The sequence below is a fragment of the Acidocella aquatica genome (genome assembly GCF_030160635.1).
Lineage (GTDB): Bacteria > Pseudomonadota > Alphaproteobacteria > Acetobacterales > Acetobacteraceae > Acidocella > Acidocella aquatica.
In genome coordinates, this window is the sequence record NZ_BSOS01000024.1 from 35,662 (window position 1) to 59,508 (window position 23,847).

At 66.3% G+C, this 23,847-nt stretch carries 22 protein-coding genes; 19 read left to right on the top strand and 3 right to left on the bottom strand.

The annotated features are described in order from the left end of the window. Positions 1–2: 2 nt before the first annotated feature. From QQJ84_RS05715 to lpxC, 17 genes are all read left to right on the top strand, one after another. Positions 3–440, top strand: coding sequence for a division/cell wall cluster transcriptional repressor MraZ (locus tag QQJ84_RS05715; protein WP_284257151.1), 438 nt, complete (start codon positions 3–5; stop codon positions 438–440). Next, positions 437–1,372, top strand: coding sequence for a 16S rRNA (cytosine(1402)-N(4))-methyltransferase RsmH (gene rsmH, locus QQJ84_RS05720; protein ID WP_284257152.1), 936 nt, complete (start codon positions 437–439; stop codon positions 1,370–1,372). The genes QQJ84_RS05715 and rsmH overlap by 4 nt, the downstream gene beginning before the upstream one ends. Beyond that, the gene (gene ftsL, locus QQJ84_RS05725; protein ID WP_284257153.1) at positions 1,369–2,130 is read left to right on the top strand and encodes a cell division protein FtsL; all 762 of its coding nucleotides are present in this window, start codon (positions 1,369–1,371) and stop codon (positions 2,128–2,130) included. The genes rsmH and ftsL overlap by 4 nt, the downstream gene beginning before the upstream one ends. After that, on the top strand, positions 2,127–4,169 hold the full coding sequence (locus QQJ84_RS05730; protein ID WP_284257154.1) for a peptidoglycan D,D-transpeptidase FtsI family protein: 2,043 nt from the start codon (positions 2,127–2,129) through the stop codon (positions 4,167–4,169). Before ftsL ends, QQJ84_RS05730 begins: the two co-directional genes overlap by 4 nt. Then, entirely contained in the window at positions 4,156–5,556 is a 1,401-nt protein-coding gene (locus QQJ84_RS05735; protein ID WP_284257155.1) for a UDP-N-acetylmuramoyl-L-alanyl-D-glutamate--2,6-diaminopimelate ligase, read from the top strand. The genes QQJ84_RS05730 and QQJ84_RS05735 overlap by 14 nt, the downstream gene beginning before the upstream one ends. Next, on the top strand, positions 5,553–6,896 hold the full coding sequence (locus QQJ84_RS05740; protein WP_284257156.1) for a UDP-N-acetylmuramoyl-tripeptide--D-alanyl-D-alanine ligase: 1,344 nt from the start codon (positions 5,553–5,555) through the stop codon (positions 6,894–6,896). The genes QQJ84_RS05735 and QQJ84_RS05740 overlap by 4 nt, the downstream gene beginning before the upstream one ends. Beyond that, complete coding sequence (gene mraY, locus QQJ84_RS05745; protein WP_284257157.1) at positions 6,896–7,984, top strand: phospho-N-acetylmuramoyl-pentapeptide-transferase; 1,089 nt, start codon at positions 6,896–6,898, stop codon at positions 7,982–7,984. The genes QQJ84_RS05740 and mraY overlap by 1 nt, the downstream gene beginning before the upstream one ends. Continuing rightward, positions 7,981–9,276 carry a UDP-N-acetylmuramoyl-L-alanine--D-glutamate ligase gene (murD, locus tag QQJ84_RS05750; protein WP_284257158.1) on the top strand — a complete coding sequence of 432 codons (1,296 nt, stop codon included), beginning with the start codon at positions 7,981–7,983 and terminating at the stop codon, positions 9,274–9,276. The genes mraY and murD overlap by 4 nt, the downstream gene beginning before the upstream one ends. Further along, positions 9,276–10,397, top strand: coding sequence for an FtsW/RodA/SpoVE family cell cycle protein (locus tag QQJ84_RS05755; protein WP_284257159.1), 1,122 nt, complete (start codon positions 9,276–9,278; stop codon positions 10,395–10,397). The genes murD and QQJ84_RS05755 overlap by 1 nt, the downstream gene beginning before the upstream one ends. Beyond that, positions 10,394–11,497: an undecaprenyldiphospho-muramoylpentapeptide beta-N-acetylglucosaminyltransferase gene (gene murG / locus QQJ84_RS05760; RefSeq protein ID WP_284257160.1), complete on the top strand. Its 1,104-nt coding sequence runs from the start codon at positions 10,394–10,396 to the stop codon at positions 11,495–11,497. The genes QQJ84_RS05755 and murG overlap by 4 nt, the downstream gene beginning before the upstream one ends. After that, the gene (murC, locus tag QQJ84_RS05765) at positions 11,494–12,927 is read left to right on the top strand and encodes a UDP-N-acetylmuramate--L-alanine ligase (RefSeq protein WP_284257161.1); all 1,434 of its coding nucleotides are present in this window, start codon (positions 11,494–11,496) and stop codon (positions 12,925–12,927) included. Before murG ends, murC begins: the two co-directional genes overlap by 4 nt. After that, the gene (gene murB, locus QQJ84_RS05770) at positions 12,927–13,820 is read left to right on the top strand and encodes a UDP-N-acetylmuramate dehydrogenase (protein WP_284257162.1); all 894 of its coding nucleotides are present in this window, start codon (positions 12,927–12,929) and stop codon (positions 13,818–13,820) included. The genes murC and murB overlap by 1 nt, the downstream gene beginning before the upstream one ends. Beyond that, positions 13,817–14,722 (top strand): D-alanine--D-alanine ligase, encoded by a 906-nt coding sequence (locus tag QQJ84_RS05775; protein ID WP_284257163.1) that lies wholly within the window; start codon positions 13,817–13,819, stop codon positions 14,720–14,722. The genes murB and QQJ84_RS05775 overlap by 4 nt, the downstream gene beginning before the upstream one ends. After that, on the top strand, positions 14,710–15,663 hold the full coding sequence (locus tag QQJ84_RS05780; RefSeq protein ID WP_284257164.1) for a cell division protein FtsQ/DivIB: 954 nt from the start codon (positions 14,710–14,712) through the stop codon (positions 15,661–15,663). The genes QQJ84_RS05775 and QQJ84_RS05780 overlap by 13 nt, the downstream gene beginning before the upstream one ends. A gap of 16 nt (positions 15,664–15,679) precedes the next feature. Further along, the gene (gene ftsA / locus QQJ84_RS05785; RefSeq protein ID WP_284257165.1) at positions 15,680–16,987 is read left to right on the top strand and encodes a cell division protein FtsA; all 1,308 of its coding nucleotides are present in this window, start codon (positions 15,680–15,682) and stop codon (positions 16,985–16,987) included. A 48-nt stretch (positions 16,988–17,035) separates the two neighbouring features. After that, on the top strand, positions 17,036–18,499 hold the full coding sequence (ftsZ, locus tag QQJ84_RS05790; protein WP_284257166.1) for a cell division protein FtsZ: 1,464 nt from the start codon (positions 17,036–17,038) through the stop codon (positions 18,497–18,499). A gap of 159 nt (positions 18,500–18,658) precedes the next feature. Further along, the gene (gene lpxC / locus QQJ84_RS05795) at positions 18,659–19,615 is read left to right on the top strand and encodes a UDP-3-O-acyl-N-acetylglucosamine deacetylase (protein ID WP_284257167.1); all 957 of its coding nucleotides are present in this window, start codon (positions 18,659–18,661) and stop codon (positions 19,613–19,615) included. Between the two features lie 5 nt (positions 19,616–19,620). Here lpxC and thiD read toward each other — a convergent pair whose 3' ends face one another. From thiD to folP, 3 genes are read right to left on the bottom strand one after another with little or no spacing between them, the layout of a single operon-like run. Further along, positions 19,621–20,406, bottom strand: a complete 786-nt coding sequence (gene thiD, locus QQJ84_RS05800; protein WP_284257168.1) for a bifunctional hydroxymethylpyrimidine kinase/phosphomethylpyrimidine kinase — start codon at positions 20,404–20,406, stop codon at positions 19,621–19,623. Next, entirely contained in the window at positions 20,407–21,765 is a 1,359-nt protein-coding gene (gene glmM / locus QQJ84_RS05805; RefSeq protein ID WP_284257169.1) for a phosphoglucosamine mutase, read from the bottom strand. Beyond that, positions 21,749–22,603, bottom strand: a complete 855-nt coding sequence (folP, locus tag QQJ84_RS05810) for a dihydropteroate synthase (protein ID WP_284257170.1) — start codon at positions 22,601–22,603, stop codon at positions 21,749–21,751. The genes glmM and folP overlap by 17 nt, the downstream gene beginning before the upstream one ends. A gap of 70 nt (positions 22,604–22,673) precedes the next feature. Here folP and QQJ84_RS05815 point away from each other — a divergent pair, with 70 nt between their 5' ends. Together QQJ84_RS05815 and QQJ84_RS05820 are read left to right on the top strand one after the other, a co-directional pair. Next, a complete protein-coding gene (locus QQJ84_RS05815; RefSeq protein ID WP_284257171.1) occupies positions 22,674–23,333 on the top strand; it encodes a glutathione S-transferase family protein in 660 nt (219 codons plus the stop codon). Positions 23,334–23,344: 11 nt separating this feature from the next. Further along, a complete protein-coding gene (locus QQJ84_RS05820) occupies positions 23,345–23,770 on the top strand; it encodes a copper chaperone PCu(A)C (RefSeq protein WP_284257172.1) in 426 nt (141 codons plus the stop codon). Positions 23,771–23,847: the final 77 nt, after the last annotated feature.

Here is a 23,847-nt window from a genome sequence, read left to right on the forward strand (position 1 = left end):
CGATGTCCCTGTTTTTTGGCAAGCACGAGAATCGATTGGACGTGAAGGGGCGGGTTTCCATCCCGGCGCCTTTCCGCGCGATTCTGAAGAGTGAGCCGGGGGCGATTCCGCTGGTTTTGTGTCCGTCGCATATCAAGGGCTGCATCGAGGCCTGGGCGCCTTCGGCTTATGCGGAGATGGCGCGCAAGGAGCTTAGCAAATATGACCGGCTGGACGCGGCCTATGACGAGACCGTCTCGCGCCTGTTCACCGATGCCTGGCAGTTGGAGACCGATAAGGAGGGGCGGATCATGCTGCCGCCCGGCGCGCTGGCGCTGACCGGGATTAAGGACGCGGTGGCGTTTTTTGGCCGGGGCGATAATTTTCATATCTGGGAGCCGTCGGCGGGGGCGGCGCATCTGGCGGCGGCGCGCGCGGCTGTGCCAGGAGGCCAGGCATGAACAGCTTCTCTCATGTTCCGGTGATGCGCGATGAGGCGGTGGCGATGCTGCGCCCGCGCGGCGGCGGCGTTTATCTGGATGGCACGTTTGGCGGCGGCGGCTATGCGAAGGCGATTCTCGATGCCGCCGATTGCCGCCTGTTCGCCATTGACCGCGACCCGGCGGCGGTGGCGCGCGCGCTGGAGATGGCCGGTGAGTATCCGGGCCGGTTGGAGATTTGCCAAGGCAGGATCAGCGAAATTTTAAAGCTATTGGGCGAGAGGGGAGTCGAGGCGCTGGATGGCGCGGTGTTTGATCTGGGCGTTTCTTCGTACCAGATCGACGATGCGGCGCGCGGATTTTCTTTTCGCCAGAGCGGGCCTTTGGACATGCAGATGGGCAGCGCGGAGATGACGGCGGCGACGCTCGTTAACACGCTACCCGAATCCGAACTCGCTGATATACTTTACCAGTTCGGGGATGAAAAAGCGTCCCGGCGGATTGCGAAAGCCGTTGTTGAGCGGCGGAAAGTAGAGAAATTTGTAACAACGGCGGATCTCGCCGGGGTGATACGGAGCGTTGTGCGGCCAGATAAATCGGGCATTGATCCCGCGACCAGGAGTTTTCAGGCGTTGCGCATTGCCGTGAATGATGAGCTTGGCGATATCGCGGCGGCGCTGGAGCAGGCGGCGGCGTTGCTGGCGCCGGGCGGGCGGCTGGTGGTGGTGAGTTTTCATTCGTTGGAAGACCGCATTGTGAAGCGGTTTTTCGCGCAGGAGAGCGGGCGCGCGCCCGGTGTGTCGCGCCATGATCCGGCGGGGATGCAGGGCGGCGCGAAGCCGCGGTTTAAATTGTTGACGAGCAATGCCGTGGGGCCGGGGGCGGCGGAGGTAAAGGCCAATCCGCGCGCGCGCAGCGCCAAGCTGCGGGCGATGGAAAGGCTGGCAGCATGATCCGGCCGCTCACCTTGCTCAGCGCGATCTTGTTCTTTGTTTCGGGCGCGTATCTGTTTGTGGTGAAGCATCATGCGCAGATGCTCGATGACCAGATTGCCGCGGTGACGCAGGCGACCCGGCTGGACCAGCAGCGTATCCGCGTGTTGCAGGCGCAATGGGCGCTGGAGGCTGATCCCTCGCGTCTGGCCCAGCTCTCCACGCAGTTCACCACTTTGCAGCCGATGAAGCCGAACCAGCTTATGACGCTGGCGGCGCTTGGCAGCGCGTTGCCGGCGCCGGGCAGCGCGGCGCCGGGGCCTAACCCGCTGGATGCGGTGCCGGTGTTGCCGGTGGTGGCGCCCATGCCGGCGGCGGTGGCGTCAGCGGTGCAATCGGCTGGGCAAACAATGGTGCAACCGGCGGTGAAGATGGCGGGCGTGCAGCCGGTGGCGAAGGCGATGGTGCATCTCGCCCGGGCGCAGGGGGTTGTTGGTGCGGACAAGGCGGCGGTGCATCTCGCCAGCGCTGATGCGCAGCCGCGCAGCCTGCTGGGGCAGGCGCATATGGCGCATGTGCGGCATAACAAAGCCAGCGTGACGCATGAATATGCCCAGAACCGCCCGGCGTTCAGCGCGCAGCCGCTGGCGGCGGTCCGGCCGCCGATGGGGGCGCAGGTGATGTCGGTCCGCGCGGTGGCGCAGGCGGTGCCGATGGCTTCGGCGCAGGACGATGGGGGCTCGCTGCTGGGGATGGCGCAGAGCGGGAGCGGCAATTGACACTGACTTTGCGGCCTGAGCCGCCGCCGCCGTCGCGCCGCAAGGGTGCGCCGGAGCGCGGTGCCGTGCCGATGATGGAGCATGTGCGGGTCACCTCGCCGGATCTGGACCAGCGGGCGGCGCTGGAGAAGGCGCATGGGCGGCTGTTGATCGGCGCGTTGATGTTTGCCGTGCTGTTTGGCGCGCTGGCGCTGCGGCTGACCTATGCCACCATCTGGCATCCGATTTTGCCGAGCCAGGCGCAGCTGGCGGCGATGCAGCCGGTGCTGGATGTGACGCCGCCGCCGCCGGGGCGCGCGGATATCACCGACCGCAACGGCACGATTCTGGCGGTATCGCTGCCGGGGGCGGAGTTATATGCTGATCCGCGCCAGGTGCCCGACCCGGTGGGCGCGGCGGAGAAGCTGGCCACGGTGCTGACCGGGCTGGACGTGGCGGGGACGGAGAAGAAGCTCGCCTCGGGCAAGGATTTTGTGTATCTGGACCGCAAGTTGACGCCGCCCGAGGAGCTGGCGGTGAACCAGCTTGGTATTCCTGGCGTGTATTTTGAGGATGCCGAGAAGCGGCATTATCCCGATGGGGATCTGGCTTCGCATATTTTGGGCGGGGTCAGCGTCGGCGGGAACGGCATCGCGGGGGTGGAGGAGTATTTCAACCAGCGGCTGACCAGCGATCCGGCGCCGCTGGCGCTCTCCATCGATGCGGGGATTCAGAGCATCGTGCATGATGAGCTGGCTTCGGCGGTGAAGGAGTTTCAGTCGCCGGGGGGCTGCGCGATTGTGATGAACGCGCATACCGGTGAGATTTTGGCGATGTCGAGCCTGCCGGATTATGATGTGAATGTTTATGGCACGGCAAACCCGAACAGCCAGTTCAATAAATGCGTCAATGGCGATTATGAGCCGGGCAGCGTGTTCAAGCTGCAGACCATTTCCATGGCGCTGGATTCGGGGATGATCCATTACTGGGATTATTTTGATACCACGCATCCGCTGCGCGTGGGGCGCTTTACCATCACGGATTTTGAGCCGGCGCATGTGTGGATGGCGGTGCCGCAGATTCTCAATGTGTCGTCCAACATCGGCGCGTCGCGGATTGCGACGATTTTGGGGCCGAAGATCGAGCAGGCGTGGCTGGCCAAGCAGGGGTTTTTCAAGCCGCTGAATGTGCAGCTGCCGGGGCCGCCGATGCCGCAATATCCGCCGCTGAGCCAGTGGGGGCTGGCGACGACGATGACGGTCTCGTTTGGCGCCGGCATCGCGGTGAGCCCGCTGCATCTGGTGACCGGGGTGCTGCCGATTGTGAACGGCGGCATCCGGTATGACCCGACGCTGCTGGCGGTGGACCCGAGCGGGCCGCAGCCGCAGGGGGTGCGGGTGATGCAGCAGAGCACCTCGGACATGATGCGCAAGCTGATGACCAATGTGGTGCTCTCGGGCACCGGCACCTTTGCTTCGGTGCCGGGCTATGTGGTGGGCGGCAAGACCGGGACGGCGCAGGTGGTGGGGCCGAACGGGCGGTATCTGCTGCATACGAATAATGCCTCGTTCATGGCGGCGTTCCCGATGCAGGACCCGCAATATGTGATCTATGTGCTGGTGTTGCAGCCGCATGCGGATGCGACGACGCACGGATTTACCACGGGCGGGTATATCGCGGCGCCCGCGGTGGCGCGGATTATCGCGCGGATTGGGCCGATGCTGGGTATTTTGCCGGCGGCGGGCGACCAGCTGGCGGCGCTGGATGCGGCCTGGACCGTGCCGTTGCAACCCGCGCCGCCGCCGGGCAAGGCGGCGCTGGGGCCGGGGAATCCGCTGCCGCCGGGGGCGAATGCGTTTGCCTATGAATTGCTGGGCGAGAAGCCGCCGGCGGCGCCCGCGCAGCCTGCACCGGGGAAGGCGGCCAGCGCGCCGGCGCCGCTGCTCTCGGCCTCGCATGCCAGCCACCGCGCGCATAACGGTGTGATGGCGCCCGTGTATCCGCTGCCGGGCAGCCATATGACGCAACGTGAGAGCGGGGCTGGGCATGAGGAGTCCTGAATTGAACGGGGTGAGCGGCATAACGGCTGACAGCCGGGCGGTGCGGCCGGGGTTTTTGTTCGTGGCGCTGCCGGGGGTTAAGGCGGATGGCCGGCGCTATATCGCCGAGGCGGTGCAACGCGGCGCCGTGGCTGTGTTGGCGCCGGAGGGAACGAGCTGGCCGCCTGGCGTGCCGCCGCGCCCGCTCTATTGCGCGGCCGAGCCGCGCGCGCGGCTGGCGGAGCTGGCGGTGGAGCTGGCGGGCAAGATGCCCGAGCGGCTGGTCGCGGTGACGGGGACCAACGGCAAGACCAGCACGGTGGATTTTCTGCGGCAGATTCTGGCCGCGGCGGGGCGCGAGGCGGCGTCGCTGGGGACGCTGGGGGTGATCGCGCCGGGGGTTCCGGTGAGCGGTTCGCTCACGACGCCCGACCCGGTGACGCTGGCGAACACGCTGGCGATGCTGGCGGCGCGGAAGTTTACCGATGTGGCGCTGGAGGCCTCCAGCCACGGGATCGAGCAGTGCCGCTTGGATGGGCTGCGCTTTGCCGCCGCGGGGTTCACCAATCTGACGCGCGACCATCTCGACTATCACGGCTCGATGGATGCCTACCGGGCGGCGAAGCTGCGGCTGTTCGAGGTGTTGCTGCCGCGCGGGGCGGTGGCCGTGGCGATGGCGGATATGGAGGCGCAGACGCTGGCGCTCCTGCGCGAGATCGCGGCGCGGCGCGGGCTGGAATTCAGGGCCGTGGGCGTCTCGCGCGTGGAGGCGCGGCCCGATGGGCAGGTTGTGCATACGCAGGGGCGGCAGGTGAGCCTGCATCTGCCGGGGCGCTTTCAGGCGGATAACGCGGTGCTGGCAGCGGCGTTGGCCGAGGCGGTGGGCGTGGCCGGGGCGGTTGAGTATTTGCCGCAATTGCAAGGGGTTCGGGGGCGGCTTGAACGCGCGCTGGTGTTGGATAACGGCGCGGCGGCCTATGTGGATTATGCGCATACGCCCGATGCGATCGCGCGGGTTTTGAGCGCGCTGCGTCCGCATGCCGCCGGACGGCTGGTGATTGTGTTTGGCGCGGGCGGCGACCGGGATGCGGGCAAGCGGCCGTTGATGGGCGAGCAGGCGGCGAGGCTGGCGGATGTGGCGATTGTGACCGATGACAATCCGCGCAGCGAGGACCCGGCGCTGATCCGCGCGGCGATTATGGCGGCATGCCCGGGCGGGATTGAGATTGGCGACCGGCGGGAGGCGATTGCCGCCGGGCTGAGCGCGCTGCGCGCCGGGGATGTTTTGGTGGTGGCCGGGAAAGGCCATGAGCAGGGGCAGATTGTGCAGGGGGAGGTGATACCTTTTGACGATGCCGCGGTGATCCGCGCGCTGGGCGCCGCGCCCCAGACAGGGACGCCGCTGTGAGCGCGCTTTGGAGCGCGGCTGAATTGCGCGCGGTGTTTGGCGTGGATGTTGGCCGCGATGTGAGCGGGATCAGCATCGATACGCGCACGCTGGCGCCGGGAGATTTGTTCGTGGCGCTGCGCGGCGAGCGCGATGGGCATGAGTTTGTCGAAGCCGCGTTTGCCAAGGGGGCGGCGGCGGCGCTGGTCTCAAAGCCCATGCCGGGCCGGGTGATTGTGGTGGCGGATACGCTGCGGGCGCTGGAGCGTCTGGGCGGGGCGGCGCGGGCGCGGGCGGGCGCGAAGATTGTGGCGGTGACGGGGAGCGTGGGCAAGACCACCACCAAGGAGATGCTGCGCCGGACTTTATGCGCGTTTGGGCCGGTGCATGCCGCCGAGGCGAGTTTCAACAACCATATCGGGGTGCCGCTCACCCTGGCGCGGATGCCGGGGGATGCGGCGTTCGGGGTGTTTGAGATCGGGATGAACCATCCGGGCGAGATCGCGCCGCTGGTGGCGCTGGTACAGCCGGATGTGGCGATTATCACCTGCGTGGACCGGGCGCATCTCGGGTTGATGGGCTCCGAGGAGGCGATCGCGCGCGAGAAGGCGGCGGTGTTTTCGGGGCTGGTGCCGGGCGGGACGGCGGTTTTGCCGGGGGATTCGATGTTTCTGCCGCTGCTGCGCGCGGCGGTGCCGGTGGGGTGCCGGGCGCTGGTGTTTGGCGAGGGCGCTGTGGATGCGCGGCTGGTTGAGTTGAAGAATTCGGCGGAAGCCTCTGAGATTGCAGCCGAAATTGATGGCGTTCCGGTGTGGTTCGGGCTGGCGGCGCCGGGGCGGCATATGGCGATGAACGCGCTTTCAGTGTTGGCGGCGGCGGCGGGGCTGGGGCTGGACCTGGCGCGCGCGGCGGCGGCGCTGGATGGGTTTGCGCCGTTCTCCGGCCGGGGCGCGCGGCGGAGGATTGCTGTGCCGGGCGGGGCGGCGGTGCTGCTCGATGAGAGCTACAATGCCTCGGGGGCCTCCATGCGCGCGGCGCTGGCGGTGCTGGCGTTGCAACCTGGGCGGCATGTGGCCGTGCTGGGGGACATGCTGGAGTTAGGGGATTTTGCGCAGGGTGAGCATTTAGCACTTTTGCCGGCGGTTTTGGCAGGCGCGGACAGTGTTTTTACGTGCGGCGCGCATAGCAAGGCTTTGTTCGACTCGCTGCCGCGGTCCAAGCAGGGCGCGCATGCAGCTGACGCCGCCACCCTGGCGCCGCTGGTGAAAGCCGCATTGCGCGCGGGGGACACTGTGCTGGTGAAGGGCAGTTACGGCAGCCGCATGCGTGATGTTATCTCGGTTCTGGAAAGCCCCGCCTGATGTTGTATGCGATTCTCTTCCCCTTGGCTGGGCATGTGCATGTGTTCAACCTGTTCCGCTACATTAGCTTCCGGGCGGGCGGGGCGTGCCTGACGGCGCTGATTATCAGCTTCTGGGCCGGGCCGAAGGTGATCCGGTATCTGAAGTCGGTGCAGCGGCATGGGCAGCCGATCCGCACGGATGGGCCGGAGCGGCATCTGATCGAGAAAAAGGGCACGCCGACCATGGGCGGGGTGCTGATTTTGATCGCGATGGGGCTCTCGACGCTGATCTGGGCGGATCTGCGCAACGGCTATATCTGGGCGAGCCTGCTGGTGACCTTCGGGTATGGCGGCATTGGCTTCGCCGATGATTTCCTGAAGCTGACGAGGCGCAACACCAAGGGGGTCTCCGGCCGGGTGAAGCTGGCGGCGCAGGCGGCGATCGGGCTGGTGGCGGCGGTTTGGATGCTGGCGCTGATGCCAGCGCCGCTGGGCACCGAGCTGGCGCTGCCGATGTTGAAAAACGTGCTGATACCCTTTGGCCTGCTGTTCCCGCTGGTGGCGATGTTCGTGATGATGGGCGCCTCCAATGCGGTGAACCTGACCGATGGGCTGGACGGGCTGGCGATTGTGCCGGCGATGATCGCCGCGGCGGTGTTCGGGCTGATCGCGTATCTGGTGGGGAACAAGATTTTTGCCGGGTATCTGGAGATTAATTTTATTCCCGGATCAGGCGAGCTGACCGTGTTTCTCTCCGCGCTGATTGGCGCGGGGCTGGGGTTTTTGTGGTTCAACGCGCCGCCGGCGGCGGTGTTCATGGGCGATACGGGCTCGCTCTCGCTGGGCGGGGCGCTGGGCGCGGTGGCGGTGGCGACGAAGAACGAGATCGTGCTGGCGATTGTCGGCGGGTTGTTCGTGGTGGAGACGGTCTCGGTCATCGTGCAGGTGTTCTGGTATAAGCGCACGGGGCGGCGGGTGTTCCTGATGGCGCCGCTGCACCACCATTTTGAGAAAAAGGGCTGGGCGGAGCCGACGATTGTGATCCGGTTCTGGATTATCGCCATGATCCTGGGGCTGGTGGGCCTGGCCACGTTGAAAATACGATGAATTACGCTCCGGTATTTGCTGGGATGCGCTTTGCCGTGCTGGGGCTGGGCCGGGCGGGGCTGCCCGCGGCCCGGGCGCTGCGCGATATGGGGGCGCAGGTGTTTGTCTGGGATGACGCGGCGGGCGCGCGCAGGGCGGCGGTTGGGTTTGAGGTGGCGAAACCTTCCGAGGTGCCGGGCAGGGTGGACGCGCTGGTGATTTCGCCCGGGATCGCGCACAGATTGCCCAAGGCGCATGAGCAGGCGGCATGGGCGCTGGCGCATGGGGTGCCGGTGCTCACTGATGCGGAGTTGTTGTTCCGCGCGGTAAGGGGCAGCGGGAGCCGGGCGCGGTTTGTGGGGATTACCGGGACAAACGGGAAATCGACCACCACGGCGCTGCTGGCGCATATTCTGGATGCGGCAGGGGTGCCCAGCGCGGCGGGGGCGAATCTGGGGCCGGCGGCGCTGAGCCTGCCGCTGTTGCCGGACAACGGCGTTTATGTGCTCGAAATGTCGAGCTATATGTTGGAGAGACTCGCCAGCCTGCGCTTCGATGTCGCGGTTATGCTGAATTTATCCCCCGATCATCTGGACCGCCATGGCGACATGGCAGGTTATGCCGCCGCCAAGCGCGAGATTTTCGCGCGCCAGGATGCGGAATGCGTGGCGGTGGTTGGCGTGGATGATGAATTCTCGCGCGAGATGGCGGATTGGCTGGATGGCCAGGCGGCGCGCGTGGTGCGGGTTTCGGGCGTGGGCGGCGTGAGCAGGGCGCGGGCGTTGCCGGGTGAGCATAACGCGCAGAATGCGGCGGGGGCGGCGGCGGCGGCGCGGGCGCTGGGGGTGGACGGCACGGCGATTGCGCGGGGGATTGAGAGCTTCCCCGGACTGGCGCACCGGCAGCAGGATGTCGCGCTGCGCGAGGGGGTGCGGTTCATCAACGACAGCAAGGCGACCAATGCCGACGCGGCGGCCCGGGCCATGGGCTGTTATGCGCGCTTTGTGTGGATTGCGGGCGGTGTGGGCAAGGCGGGCGGGATTGACGCGCTGGTGCCGTATTTTTCACGCATTGAGAAGGCGTTTTTGATCGGGCGCGATGGGCCGGCGTTCGCGCGGACATTGAGCGCGCATGGCGTGGCGAACGATATTGCGGGGACGCTGGAGACGGCGGTGCCCTTGGCGTTTGAGGCGGCGAAGGCGAGCGGGGCGGAGGTGGTGCTGTTCTCGCCGGCGGCCGCCAGTTTTGACCAGTTTGTGGATTTTGAGGCGCGCGGCTCGCGGTTTGCCGCGTTGGCAAGGGGGGGCGTGTAATGCCGCCGCTCTCGCGCGCCGATACATCGGTGATCGGCCGCTGGTGGTGGAGCGTGGACCGGGTGACGCTGCTGGCGCTCGCGGTGCTGATCGGCATTGGCTATGTGCTGGCGCTGGCGGCGACGCCGGGGATCTCGATGCGCCTGACCGACCCGCATACGATGGCGATGGTCCGGCAGATTTTCTTTCTCGCCATGGGGGGCGGGGTGATGCTTGGCATGTCGATGCTCTCGCTGCGGCAGGTGAAGCTGAGCGCGCTGGGGCTGGGGATTGTGTTCTTCTTCCTCACCGGCTTCACGCTGGTGCATGGCGTGGAGGTGGATGGCGCGCACCGGTGGATTTCACTGCCCGGGTTCACCATTCAGCCGAGCGAGTTTTTGCGGCCTGGGTTTATCATCATCACCGCCTGGCTGATTGCGGAATCGCGGCGCACGCCGGGGTTTCCGGGCAAGCGGGCGGCGCTGGGAGTGTTTTTGATCACCGCGCTGATGCTGAAAATGCAGCCCGATATCGGCATGACGTTTTTGTTCACCATGGTGGTGTTCTCGCAGTTTTATCTCGACGGGATGGAAGTGAAATGGGTGGGCGTGGCCGCAGCGCTCGTGGTGCTCGCGTTTATCGGCGCGTTCATGTTCATCAGCCATGTGCACACGCGCGTTGAATTGTTTCTGCATCCGACGAAAACCTCGGCGTATCAGGCGCTGACCGCGCTCTCGGCGTTTGGCAATGGCGGGATGTTTGGCCTGGGGCCGGGCGAGGGGCAGGTTAAGCATTATCTGCCCGATGCGCGGGCGGATTTTGTGTTTGCCGTGGCGGGGGAAGAGTTTGGGCTGTTTTTTTGCGGGTTCATTATTTTTGTGTTCGCCTCGATTGTGATGCGTGCGCTGGTGCGCCTGCTGGCGGAGCCGAATTTGTTCGTGGTGCTGGCGGCGGGCGGGTTGATCGTGGGGTTTGGGCTGCAGGCGTTCGTGAATATGGCCTCTTCGCTCTCGCTGATTCCGACCAAGGGGATGACGCTGCCGTTTATTTCATATGGTGGCAGTTCGGTGCTGGCGATTTCGATTCAGATGGGGTTTTTGCTGGCGCTGACGCGCAAGCGCCATCAGGGGGATTATACATGAGGGCGCCGGTGCAAAGGCCGGTGGTGATCGCGGCCGGCGGTACGGGGGGGCATTTTTTCCCGGCCGAGGCGCTGGCGGCGGCGCTGCTGGCGCGCGGCGAGCGGGTGGTGTTGCTGACTGATGCGCGCTCTGGCGGGTTGTCATCCGCGGTGTTTGCCAATGCGGAGCGGCATGTGATCGCGGGGGCGGGATTGTCTGGCCGCAGTTTGCGCAGTGCGCTGGAGGGGGCCTTGGCCTTGGCGAAGGGCGTGTTCCAGGCGCGGAAGATTTTGCGGGCGTTGCAGCCGGGCGTGGTGGTGGCGTTTGGCGGATATCCGGCGGTGCCGCCGGTGGTGGCGGCGGTTTTGTTGGGGCGGCGGCCAAGGATTTTTCTGCATGAGCAGAATGCGGTGCTGGGGCGGGCGAACCGGCTGCTGGCGCGGTTTTGTGATGTGCTGGTGTTGAGTTTTGCGAAGACCTCGGCGGTGCCCGCGGGCGTTAAGACCGTGTTGCTCGGCAACCCGGTGCGCCCGGCGGTGGCGGCGCTGCATGGGCAGGGTTATGCGCCGCCGGACGGGAAAATCGAGCTGTTGATTTTGGGCGGCTCGCTGGGGGCGAAGGTTTTTGGCTCGTTGATGCCGCAGGCGCTGGCGTTGTTGCCGGCGGCGTTGCGGGCGCGGCTGGTGGTGAGCCAGCAATGCCGGGTGGAAGAATTGGGCGCGGCGCGGGTGGCGCTGAAGGATGCGGGGATAGAGGCGGAGCTGGCGCCGTTTTTCAACGATGTGGCGGCGCGCTTGCAGCGGGCGCATCTGGTGATTGCGCGGGCCGGGGCTTCGAGCGTGGCCGAGATCGCGGTGGCGGGGCGGCCGGCGATTTTCATCCCGCTGCCCAGCGCCATTGATGACCACCAGCGCGCCAACGCGGATGCGCTGGTGGATGCGCATGCCGCGTGGCGGCTGGACCAGGTTGGGCTGAGCGCCCAGGCGCTGGCTGATAAAATTGAAAGTATTCTGATGAAGCCTGAGACTTTGGTGACAGCGGCGCAAGCGGCCGCGAGCGCGGGGCGCGCGGACGCGGCGGAGCGGTTGGCGGGGCTGGTGATGGAAGGAGTGGGCGCATGAGGGCGTTGCCGCTTTCCATCGGGACGATTCATTTTGTCGGCATCGGCGGGATCGGCATGTCCGGCATTGCCGAGGTGCTGCATGAGCTGGGCTATGCCGTGCAGGGCAGCGATATTGCCGAGAGCGCCAATGTGATCCGGTTGCGCGCGGCGGGGATCCGGGTGGCCATCGGGCATGATGCGAAGAACCTGGGCGATGCGCAGGTGGTGGTGATTTCCACAGCCGTGCCCAAGGATAATCCCGAGGTGGTGGCGGCGCGGCGCAAGTTGATCCCGGTGGTGCGGCGCGCCGAGATGCTGGCGGAGCTGATGCGGCTGAAATGGGCCGTGGCGATTGGCGGCACGCACGGCAAGACGACGACGACCTCGCTGGTGGCGGCGGTGCTGGAAGGCGCGGGGTTTGACCCGACCGTGATTAACGGCGGGATCATCAACGCCTATGGCAGCAACACGCGGCTGGGGGCGGGCGATTGGATGGTGGTGGAGGCTGACGAGTCCGACGGGAGTTTCCTGCGGCTTCCCGCTGTGATCACGATCGTGACGAATATGGACCCGGAGCATCTGGACCATTGGGGCACGCGCGAGGCGATGGAGGCGGGTTACCGGCAGTTTGTCTCGAACATTCCGTTTTATGGCTTTGCGGTTTTGTGCATCGATCATCCGGCGGTGCAGCAGATGATCCCCGCGCTCTCGGATCATCGGGTGATTACCTATGGATTTTCACCGCAGGCGGATGTGCGCGCGGAGCGGATCATCTCAAGCAAGGACGGCGCGACCTTTGAGGTACGGTTCTCCGACCGGGTTTCGGAGCGGGCGCGGCGGATGGGGCCGTTCCGGCTGCCGATGTTGGGCAACCATAATGTCTCCAACGCGGTGGCGGCGATCGCGGTGGCGGCCGAGATGGATGTTCCCGAGGCGCAGATAAAGGCGGCGCTGGCGAATTTCGCAGGGGTGAAGCGGCGCTTCTCCAAGACCGGGGAGGCGGGCGGGATTACGGTGATTGATGACTACGGGCATCATCCGGTGGAGATCGCCGCGGTGTTGAAGGCGGCGCGGCAGGCGGGGGCGCGCGATGTGGTGGCCGTGGTGCAGCCGCACCGCTTCACGCGGTTGCAGTCGTTGTTTGAGGAATTCTGCACCTGCATGAACGATGCGGGGACGGTGATCGTCGCGGATGTGTATGCCGCGGGTGAGGCGCCGATTGAGGGTGTGGACCGCGATGCGCTGGTTGAAGGCTTGCGCGCGCGGGGGCACCGCCAGGTGGTGGCGCTGACGGATCCGTCGCATCTGGCGGAGATGGTGCATGCCATCGCGCGGCACGGCGATTTTGTGATCTGCCTAGGTGCGGGCAGCATAACGCATTGGGCGGCGGCGCTGCCGGCGCAGTTGCAGGGGTTGCAGGATGCGGCGCGCCCGCGGGGGCGGCTGTGATGATGAGCCTGGTCCTGCCGGAAATTCGCGGGCGGGTGTCGCCGGGAGCGGTTTTGGCGCCGATGACGTGGTTCCGTGTCGGCGGACCGGCGGAGTTTTTGGTGCGCCCGGCTGATGTGGCGGATTTATGCGCGTTCTTGCGGGAATTGCCGCTGGAGATGCCGGTGAGCGTGATCGGCGCGGCCTCGAATCTGATTGTGCGCGATGGCGGGATCAACGGTGTTGTCATTAAGCTGGCGCGCGGGTTTGGCGAGATCGTGGTTGAGGATGAGGGCATCATCGCGGGGGCCGCGGCGCTGGATGTGACGGTGGCGGAGCACGCGGCGGCGGCGGGGCTGGCGGGGCTGGAGTTTCTCTCCGGCATTCCCGGCACCATTGGCGGCGCGGTGGCGATGAACGCGGGCGCTTATGGCGGGGATATGGCGCAGGTGCTCGACTGGGTGGAGATTGTGACGCGCGCGGGCGAGCTGGTGCGCGTGGGGGCGCATGAGCTGGGGTTGAGCTATCGCCACGCGAATTTGCCGGCGGACGCGGTGGTGGTGCGGGCGCGGTTGCGCGCGCGCAAGGGCGAGGCGCAGGCGATTGCGGCGAAGATGGCGCAGATAAAGACCAGCCGCGAGGCGAGCCAGCCGGTGCGCGCGCGCACGGGGGGCTCGACCTTCGCCAATCCGCCGGACCAGAAGGCGTGGGAGCTCATTGATGCCGCCGGGTGCCGGGGGTTGCGCCGCGGTGGTGCGCAGGTTTCGGAACTTCATTGTAATTTCCTCATTAATACCGGAGAGGCCACGGCGGCGGATCTGGAGGGGCTGGGGGAGGAAGTGCGCGCGCGCGTGGAGCGCAACGCTGGGGTTTCGTTGCGTTGGGAAATTAAACGGATTGGAGTGCCCGGATGATGCGCGTTGCGGTTTTGCTGGGGGGTATGTCCGCTGAACGTGAGGTCTCGTTGCGCTCGGGCGCGCAGGTGATCGCGGCGCTGCGCGGTGCCGGGTTTGAGGTATTGCCGGTGGAAGTGGGCGAGGATCTGCGCGCGGTGATCGCGGCGCTCACCCCAGCACCGGATGTGGTGTTCAACGCGCTGCACGGGCGCTTTGGCGAGGATGGCACGATTCAGGGTGTGCTGGATTATCTGGGGATTCCCTACACGCATTCGGGCGTGCGGGCCTCGGCGCTGGCGATGGACAAGGCGGCGGCCAAGGCGGTGTTCGCGCATGCCGGGCTGCCGGTGGCGCCGCACCGGGTGATTGATATCGCGGAGCTGGCGGACCATGACCCGCTGCCGCCGCCTTATGTGGTCAAGCCGGTGAACGAGGGTTCATCGGTGGGGGTTTATATCGTGCAGCCGGGCGATAACGAGCGGGCGCGGATTGTGAAGGAATGGCATTATGGCCCGGCGATGGTCGAGCAGTTCGTGCCGGGGCGGGAGCTGACCGTGGGCGTGCTGGATGACCGCGCGCTGGTGGTGACGGAGATACTCTCCGAAGAGAGTTTTTATGATTACCACGCGAAATATGCCGCTGGCGGCTCGCGCCATGTGGTGCCGGCGGATATTCCCGCCGAGGTGGCGCAGCGGGCGCGCGATGTGGCGCTGGCGGCGCACCGGGCGCTGGGGTGCCGGGGCGCCAGCCGGGCGGATTTGCGCTATGACGATGCCAGCGGGCGGCTCGTGCTGCTGGAGGTGAACACGCAGCCGGGGATGACGCCGACCTCGCTGCTGCCCGAGCAGGCGGCCTATGTGGGGATGGATTTCCGCGCACTTTGCACCTGGATGGTGGAGCGGGCGGCATGCCGCGTGTAGGCGCCACCGCGCGGGCGGCGATGCCGGCGCCGCCGCCGCGCGCGCGGGCGAAAAAGACCGCCGCGCCGCAGGACCGGCTGAGCACGCGCAAGCTTTATTTCCGGCGGGTGAAGCGCAGCCTGAAGCCGGGGCTGTGGGTGTTGGGCGCTGTTTCGGTGTTGATTGTGGGGGGGGAGCTGGTGCGCTCGCTGCCCTCGGTCAGGTCGGCGCCGGTGCCAGCGCCGGTGGCCGCGCATCATGGCGGCTTTGGCCTGGCGGCGCTGGCGGCCGATGTGGGGTTGAGGATTTCGAAAGTGGAGGTGGTGGGCGCGCAGACGGTGGACCCGGCGCTGCTGCAGGCGGCGATCGGCGTGCAGCCGGGGGAGCCGGCGCTGGGGTTTTCGCTGGGGGCGGTGCGGGCGCGCGTCGAGCAACTGGGGCCGGTGCAAAGCGCCACGGTGGAGCGTGTGCTGCCGGGAACGCTGATTGTGAACATTACCGAGCGGGATGCGTTTGCCATCTGGCAGACCGGGGGCGCCGGTGGCGCGCCGCCGCGCTTTGTGTTGATCGACAAGACCGGCAAGGTGATCGAGGGGCAGGATGCGGCGGCGGCGAAGCGGCGTGAGCCGTCGCTGTTGTTGCTCACGGGGGCGGATGCGCCGCAGAACGCGGCGGCGCTGGTGAGCGAGCTGAAGGCCGTGCCGGCGCTGGCTTCGCGGGTGAGTGCGGCGGAGCGGGTGGATGGGCTGCGCTGGAACCTGATTTTGAAGGACCAGGCGCTGGTGAAGCTGCCGGTTGCGGGTGAGCAGGACGCGATTAACCAGCTCGGCGCCTTGCAGACCAGCATGCAGCTGCTTGACCGGCCGGTTGAGGTGATCGACCTGCGCCAGGCGGGCAAGCTGGTGGTGCGCCCTTATCCGGCGGCGCCGCCGCCCGGCTCGGCAAAGGATAGCCATACATGAAGAGGGGCGCGCGCGCATGAATGATCTGTCTCGCCGGGCTGCGCCCGAACGCGCGATGAAACCGCTGCCGGAGGAGACGCTGCGCGGCAAGGTGATGCGATCGGGGCCGTTTGGCGTGCTGGATATCGGCTCGGCAAAAATCGCCTGTTTGATCGGGCGGGCGGAATCCGACGGGCGGCTGCGGGCGTTGGGATTTGGCTGGCAGAAAAGCCGGGGGATCAAGTCGGGCGGCATTGTCGATTTGGATGAGGCGGAGAAGGCGATCCGCGCGGCGGTGGGCGCGGCCGAGGATATGGCCGATATGCGGCTGAAGTCGGTTTATGTGAATCTCTCCTGCGGGCAGCCGGAGTCGCGGTTGTTTAATGTGCAATGGCCGGTGGATGGGCGGGCCGTGACCGCTGATGACATCAAGCGCGTGGTGCGCGAGGCGCGCACGCGCGCGGCGGCTGAGGGGCGGGCAACGATCCATGCGCTGCCTTTGAGTTTTTCAACCGACGAGACGCAAGGTGTGCTCGATCCGCGCGGGTTGTTTTGTGATACGCTCTCGGCGCAGCTGCATGTGGTGGATGCGGGCAACACCGCGCTGCGCACGCTCTCGGCCTGTTTGTCGCGTTGCGAGCTGGATATCGCGGCGCTGGTGTCGGCGCCGATGGCGGCGGGGCTGGCATCGCTGGTGGGCGATGAGCGCGAGCTGGGGGCGACGGTGATCGATATGGGGGGCGGCACGACCTCGATGGCCGTGTTCTCCGAGGGGCATGTGGTGCATACCGCGCAGATTCCGCTGGGGGGCATTCATGTCACCAATGATATCGCGCGGGGATTTTCGACGTCAGTGGCGCATGCCGAGCGGTTAAAGGCGCTGTACGGCAACTGCCAGGGCAGCCCCGATGACGAGCGCGAGCTGTTGCCGGTGCCGCAGGTGGGCGAGGATGAACACCAGATCGCGAAAATGCCGCGCTCGATGTTGATCAGTGTGATCCGGCCGCGACTCGAGGAGATTTTTGAGCTGGTGAAGGACCGGCTGGAAACCGCGGGGCTTGGCAATGCGGGCGGCACGCGCGTGGTGCTGACCGGCGGGGCCTCGCAACTGGGCGGTGTGCGTGAACTCAGCGCGCAGATATTGGAACGCAACGTGCGGCTCGGCCGGCCGGGCGGGGTGATCGGGCTGCCCGATTCGGCGAGCGCGCCGAACTTCGCGACGCTGGTGGGATTACTGGCTTTCGCGGCCGGTGAAGGCCAGACCATGCAGGATATAAATTTCGAGAGTGAGCGCGGCGGCGGATGGTTCCGCGGTCTCGTGGATTTTTTAAAAAATCGTGTTTGACATGAAAACGATGTGTTCTTTACCGATACTGCCTTGAGGAGATAACCGATGACCCTGAACCTGACGATCCAGAAGACGTCGACCACAGATTTCACGCCGCGGATTACCGTGTTCGGTGTCGGCGGCGGCGGCTGTAATGCTGTTAATAACATGATCTCGCTGCAATTGCCGGGCGTTGATTTTGTCGTGGCGAATACGGATGCGCAGCAGTTGCAGCGCTCGCTGGCGGAAAAGCGCATTCAGCTCGGGCCGCATCTGACCCAGGGCAACGGTGCCGGCGGGCGGCCGGAAGTGGGCAAGGCATCGGCTGATGAAGCGGCGGATGATCTGGCGCGGCATCTGGAAGATACGCATATGGTGTTCATCACCGCGGGCATGGGCGGCGGCACGGGCACCGGGGCCGCGCCGGTGATCGCGCGGATGGCACGCGAGCGTAACATTCTGACCGTTGGTGTTGTCACCAAGCCGTTTGCCTTCGAGGGCAAGAAGCGCATGCGCGCGGCCGAGGAAGGCATTGCCGAGCTGCAGGCCTATGTCGACACGCTGATCGTGATTCCCAACCAAAATCTCTTCAAGGTCGCCAATGAGCGCACTGGTTGGAAAGAGGCTTTCGAGATGGCCGATAACGTCCTCTACATGGGCGTGCGCGGCGTGACCGATTTGATGGTGCTGCCAGGCATCGTGAACCTTGACTATGCCGATATCCGCTCCGTGATGTCAGTCATGGGCAAGGCGATGATGGGTACGGGCGAGGCCGAGGGCGAGGATCGCGCGATTCGCGCGGCCGAGGCCGCGATCAGCAATCCGTTGCTGGAAGATACCAATATGCGCGGCGCGCATGGTCTGTTGATCAACATCACCGGCGGCTCGGATGTGACGCTCTTTGAGGTTGACCAGGCGGCGCACCGGATTGGCGAGGAAGTCGACAAGGATGCGAACATCATGTTCGGCATGTCGCTCGATGAGAGCATGGCGGGGCGGATCAGGGTGTCGGTGGTCGCAACCGGGATCGACAGCGCGCCGCAGCAGATGCCGAAGCTGCAGGTGGTGAATGGCGGCGCCGAGCCGGTGGCGTTTCCGGCGCAGGCGGTGAGCCAGAACGGCGGGCAGCAGAATGCCGGCGCGCCGCAGATGATGCAGATGCCGCAGGGGGCTCCGGTTTCACGTCCGGCGGGTTATGTGCCCGAACCGCCGGCCGCGCCCCTGGTCTCCAAGGCCTATGGCGGCCAGGAACTCGAACTGGGTGAGCCGGCCGCGCAGGCGCCCGCTCGCCCGGCGCCGGTTATGCGCCCCGCCGTGATGCCCGAATCGCATCGCCCGGCCGAGGCGCCGCGCAGCACGAGCATCTTTAAATCAGTGTTCGGGTTTGGCGGCTCGAAGGCTGCCGCACCCGCGCAGCCGCATCGCCAGGAACCGGCCGTGCATGCCGAAGCGCCGCGCGCCGCGGTGCGTCCGGCGCAGATTGATGAGATCGGGTTGGAAATTCCCGCGTTTTTACGCCGCAATAACTAACACCCCGGCGGGGGTTGGCCGCGCCGCTGTGAAGCACCGGACAGGGGACTGTCCGGTGCTTTTTTATTGTTTAAATTCAAGGGATTCTGTCGACATAATTGGAAATAATGATTGACTGGCGGTGGCGTGCGGGGGCGGGTAGATAGTAAGGTGTTATTAATGATGGACCCGAAAATGTCGTCTTTGCGTGACAGATACAGCTTTAGCGGCACCGAACGCGCCCTGGCCCCGCGCCAGACGCTGAAGGCGGCGATTTCATGCATCGGGCATGGGCTGCACAGCGGCACGGATGTGACGATGCGGCTGGTACCGGCCGAGGCTGGGAGCGGGATTGTATTTCATCGCACCGATTTGGATGTGCGCATTCCCGCGCGGTTTGATTATGTGAACGATACGCGGCTGTGCACGGTGGTGAGCGTGGGTGACGCGCGGGTGGGGACCATTGAGCATCTGATGGCGGCGCTGGCGGCGAGCGGGGTGGATGACCTGGTGGTTGAGGTCGATGCCGCGGAATTGCCGATTTTTGATGGTTCGGCCGCGCCGTTTTTGTTTTTGATCGAGAGCGCCGGTGTGGTTGCGCATGGCGGGTTGCGCGAGAGCCTGGAGATTTTGCGCACCGTGCGGGTGGAGCAGGATGGCGCGTTTGCCGAGCTGCGGCCGCATGGCGCTGGCGGCGCGGGGTTTGAACTCTCGCTGGCGATTGAGTTTGCCGCCCCGGCGATTGGCGCGCAGGCCTATAGTTTCACGCTGACGGCGGAGAGTTTCGCAGCCGAGATCGCGGCGGCGCGGACCTTTGCGCAGGCGGCGGAGATTGAGGCGCTGCGCAAGGTTGGGCTGGCGCGTGGCGGCAGTTTGGAAAATGCCATTGTGGTGGATGGCGCGAATATTTTGAACCCGGAAGGGTTGCGTTTTGCCGATGAGTTCGTGCGGCATAAATTGCTCGATGTGGTGGGCGATCTGGCCTTGGCCGGGGCGCCGGTTTGCGGGCGGTTTGTGGGCAGCAGGACGGGGCATGCGCTGAATAATCAGCTGCTTCGCGCGGTCTTCGCGGATCAGGCGAATTACCGGCTGACGCGCGGGTCAGTGGCGGGAGCGCTGCAGCTTTCAGCCGCCTGAGGCGATTATCCGAGAGTAGATTGCGCGAGGTGGTTGACCGGACCATGCCCGGCGCCGAAACCCGGCGCGGTGGCGATGGCCTGTTGCAGGTAGTTGCGCGCCCGGTGCACGGCGGCGGAAAGGCCCATGCCCTGGGCAAGGCCGGTGGCGATGGCGGAGGCCAGGGTGCAGCCGGTGCCGTGGGTGTTTCTGGTGTGCAGGCGGGGCAGCGAGATGGCTTCCACCGCGTCCGGCGTGATGAGGTAGTCAGTTAACATGTCGCCGCTGGCGTGGCCGCCTTTGATGAGGGCGGCCTTTGCGCCCATCGCCAGCAGTGCGCGCCCGGCGGCGATTTGTTCGCCCTGCGTGCCCACGGGCAGGCCGGTGAGCTTGGCGGCTTCGGGCAGGTTGGGGGTGACCAGCGTGGCGCGGGGAAGCAGGCGCTCGCGCAGGGCGGCGATGGCGGCATCAGGCAGCAGCACGGCGCCGGAGGTGGCGACCATCACCGGGTCTAGCACCAGGGGCATGTTCGCGGGCAGGCAGGCGGCGACGGCGCGGATGATCTCCTCATTGGCCAGCATGCCGAGCTTGATGGCGTCGGCGCCGATGTCGGAAAGCACGGTCTCGATGGAGAGGCGCACGAAATCAGCGGGCAGAGGGTGCACGCCCGCCACGCCCAGGGTGTTTTGCGCGGTGACCGCCGTGATGCTGGTGCAGGCGTAGCCGCCCAGCGCGGAGATGGTTTTGATATCCGCCTCGATGCCGGCGCCGCCGCCGGAATCCGACCCGGCTATGCTTAGAACGCGGAACATTCAGAGAGTGGCCAGGGCGATGGTGTCGCATAATTCGCCGACGATGGCGTGGATAAGGGCGGAATCCTCGCCCTCGGCCATTACGCGGATCAGCGGTTCGGTGCCCGAGGGGCGGATCAGCACGCGCCCGGTGTTGCCAAGCCGTTCGCCCGCCTGGGTGATGGCGGCCTGGATATGCGCCAGGCGCAGCGGCGAGGCGCCGGCGTAGCGCACGTTGCGGAGAAGCTGCGGCAGCGGCTGGAACACCCGGCAGGTTTTTGAGGCGCGCTCCCCGGTGCGGACCAGCACGGCCAGCACCTGCAACGCCGCGATCAGCCCGTCGCCCGTGGTTGCGAAGTCCGAGAGGATGACATGGCCGGATTGCTCGCCGCCGAGGTTGATGCCGCGCTCGCGCATGGCTTCGGCGACGTAGCGGTCGCCTACTTTGGTGCGGTGCAGGGTGAGCCCCTGCGCGCCGAGAAACCGCTCCAGCCCGAGGTTGGACATCACGGTGGCGACGATGCCGCCGCCGGTGAGGCGGCCGGATTCGTGCATGTCGCGCGCGATGAGGCCGAGGATCTGGTCGCCGTCGATGATCTCGCCGTGTTCGTCGGCGAGGATGACGCGGTCGGCGTCGCCGTCCAGGGCGATGCCGATGTCGGCGCCGTGTTCGAGCACCGCGGCGCAGAGGTGTTTGGGCACGGTGGAGCCGGCGTCGCGGTTGATGTTGAAACCGTCCGGCTCGACGCCGATGGAGATGACGGTGGCGCCCAGCTCCCATAGGGCGGCGGGGGCCACTTTGTAGGCCGCGCCATGCGCGCAATCGAGCACGATGCGCAGGCCATCCAGCCGCAGGCCGCGTTCCAGCGAGGATTTGGCGGCCTCGATGTAGCGCCCGGCGGCATCCACCAGGCGCGAGGCGCGGCCGAGCTTGCCCGAGGCGGCGAGGCGGGCGGAGAGGTCGGTCTCCATCAGGGCCTCGATCTCCATCTCGGTTTCATCCGAGAGCTTGGCGCCGTCGGGGCCGAAGAGCTTGATGCCGTTGTCCTCATAAGGGTTGTGCGAGGCGGAGATGACCACGCCGAGGTCAAGCCGCAGCGAGCGGGTGAGCATGGCGATGGCGGGGGTGGGCAGGGGGCCGGCCAGGGTGACGTTCATGCCGGCGCTGATGAAGCCGGCCGTGAGGGCGGGCTCCAGCATGTAGCCTGAAAGCCGCGTGTCCTTGCCGATGATGACGCGGTGGCGGTGGTTGCCGCGCGTAAACAGCAGCCCGGCGGCCTGGCCGAGCTTGAGAGCCATTTCGGCGGTCATGGGGGCGGTGTTCGCGGTGCCGCGAATGCCGTCCGTGCCGAAAAGGCGGCGTTTAGAAACTTGGTTCATTCTCACTCGCGGTCAGGTTTTGCCAGATGCGCAGGGCCTGCACCGTCTCCGGCACGTCATGCACGCGCAATATATGCGCCCCTTGGGCCACGGCATAAAGCCCGGCGGCGATTGACCCTGGTCCGCGTTTGGCCGGGTTGGGCTCACCTCCGAATTCGCCGATGAATTTTTTGCGCGACAGGCCGATGAGCAAAGGGTGGCCCAGGGCTTTGAAGCGCGCGGTGGCCCGCAGGAGGGTGAGGTTTTGCGCGCCGAGCTTGGCGAAGCCGAGGCCGGGGTCCAGCGCGATGGCCTCCGGTTTGATCCCGGCGGCCAGGGCGGCGTCGCGCAGCTGCGTCAGCTCGGCCAGAACCTCGGCGGCGGTATCGGTGTAATGCGCCTGGGTATTCATGGTGGCGGGGGTGCCGCGGGTGTGCATGAGCACCACCGGGCAGCCGCGTTTGGCCGCCAGGGCGGCGGCGGCGGGGTCGTGCGTGAGGCCCGAGATGTCGTTGATGATGCGCGCCCCCGCGCCGAGCGCTGCGGCCATGGTGGCGGCGTTGCGGGAATCGATGGAGATGACCGCGCCCTGGGCGGCGAGCGCCGTGATGGCGGGGAGGATGCGGTCGATCTCCTGCGCGGCGGAGACCGGCGCGGCGCCGGGGCGGGTGCTTTCACCGCCGATGTCGATGATATCCGCCCCGGCTTCGCGCATGGCGGCCCCGGCGGCGATCGCGGCCTCGGGCGTGGCGTAGCAGCCGCCGTCGGAGAAGGAATCGGGGGTGACGTTGAGGATGCCCATGACGAGCGGGCGGTCCAAAAGGAGGCCGGCCCAGGCGAGGGGGGGTGCGCGGTTCATGCGGGCTGGTTATCATAGGCTGATGCGGTGGCCAAAACATGCTATCGCGGGGCAGCAGCAGAGAGGCGGGATGATGGCGGGGAAACTTTATCTGGGCACGCGGCGTTATTCGTCATGGTCGTTGCGCGGCTGGCTCATGGTCAGGCTGGCGGGAATCGAGGCTGAGGAGATCGTGATCCCGCTTGCGGGGGGCAACACCCCGGCGGTGAAGGCGGCGTCTCCCAGCGGGATGGTGCCGTATCTGGAGCATGAGGGCGCGCGGGTGTGGGAGAGCCTGGCCATCGCGGAATATTGCGCGGAAATAAACCCGGCGCTCTGGCCGGGCGAGCGCATCGCGCGCGCGCATGCACGGGCGATCGCGGCGGAGATGCATGGCGGGTTCCGCGCGCTGCGGCTGGCGATGCCGATGAATCTGGGGCGCAGCTACCCCGGCCTTGGGCAGAACACTGAGAGTCTGGCCGATATCGCGCGGGTGGATGCCATCTGGTCGCAAACGCGGGATGCCTACGGCGCTTCTGGCCCGTATTTGTTCGGCGCGGCCTTTAACGCCGCCGATGCGATGTTCGCGCCGGTGGTGGCGCGGTTGCTGATTTATCAGCCGCCGCTCAGCGCCGCCGCCGCCGCGTATTGCGAGGCCGTGCGGGCGCATCCGCTGGTGGCGCAATGGTATGATCTGGCGGCACGGGAACCTGCCGCCTGGCGGATCGAAAAATTTGAAAACCTCGCATGAAAGCGCCTGACATGAAGACTTATCTGGGATCCGCCTTGCTGGCGGCGTTGTTTTTATCCATGCCGGCGGCCGCTCTGGCCGGTCAGGACATGGTCGCCGATCATGGCGCGGTCTGGCAGACGAAAAAAATCGGCGCGGCGACGCAAGGTTTTATACAAATCCATAATACCGGCATCAGCGGGGATGTTCTCACCGGTTGGAGCTGCCCGGTCGCCGATACCACCACGCTGGTGGATGCCGGGGGCAAGCCGTTGCAGAGTCTGGACATTCCGGCCGGGCAGCGTGTCACCCTGGCGCCGGATGGGCCGCATCTGGTGTTGCAGGGCACGCATTTCGCGATCGCCATGGGCAGCGTGCTGCCCTGTGCGTTCAGCTTTCAGAATGCGGGGAATATTGCCGTGTATCTGAGCAGCATTCCGGCCCCGGCGGGGGGCTGATCCGCCGCCGCTATCAAAAAGTTGAAGCGCATTTGGGTTGGCGCTTTTGCATCAATTCGCACCTGCCGGGCTTAATC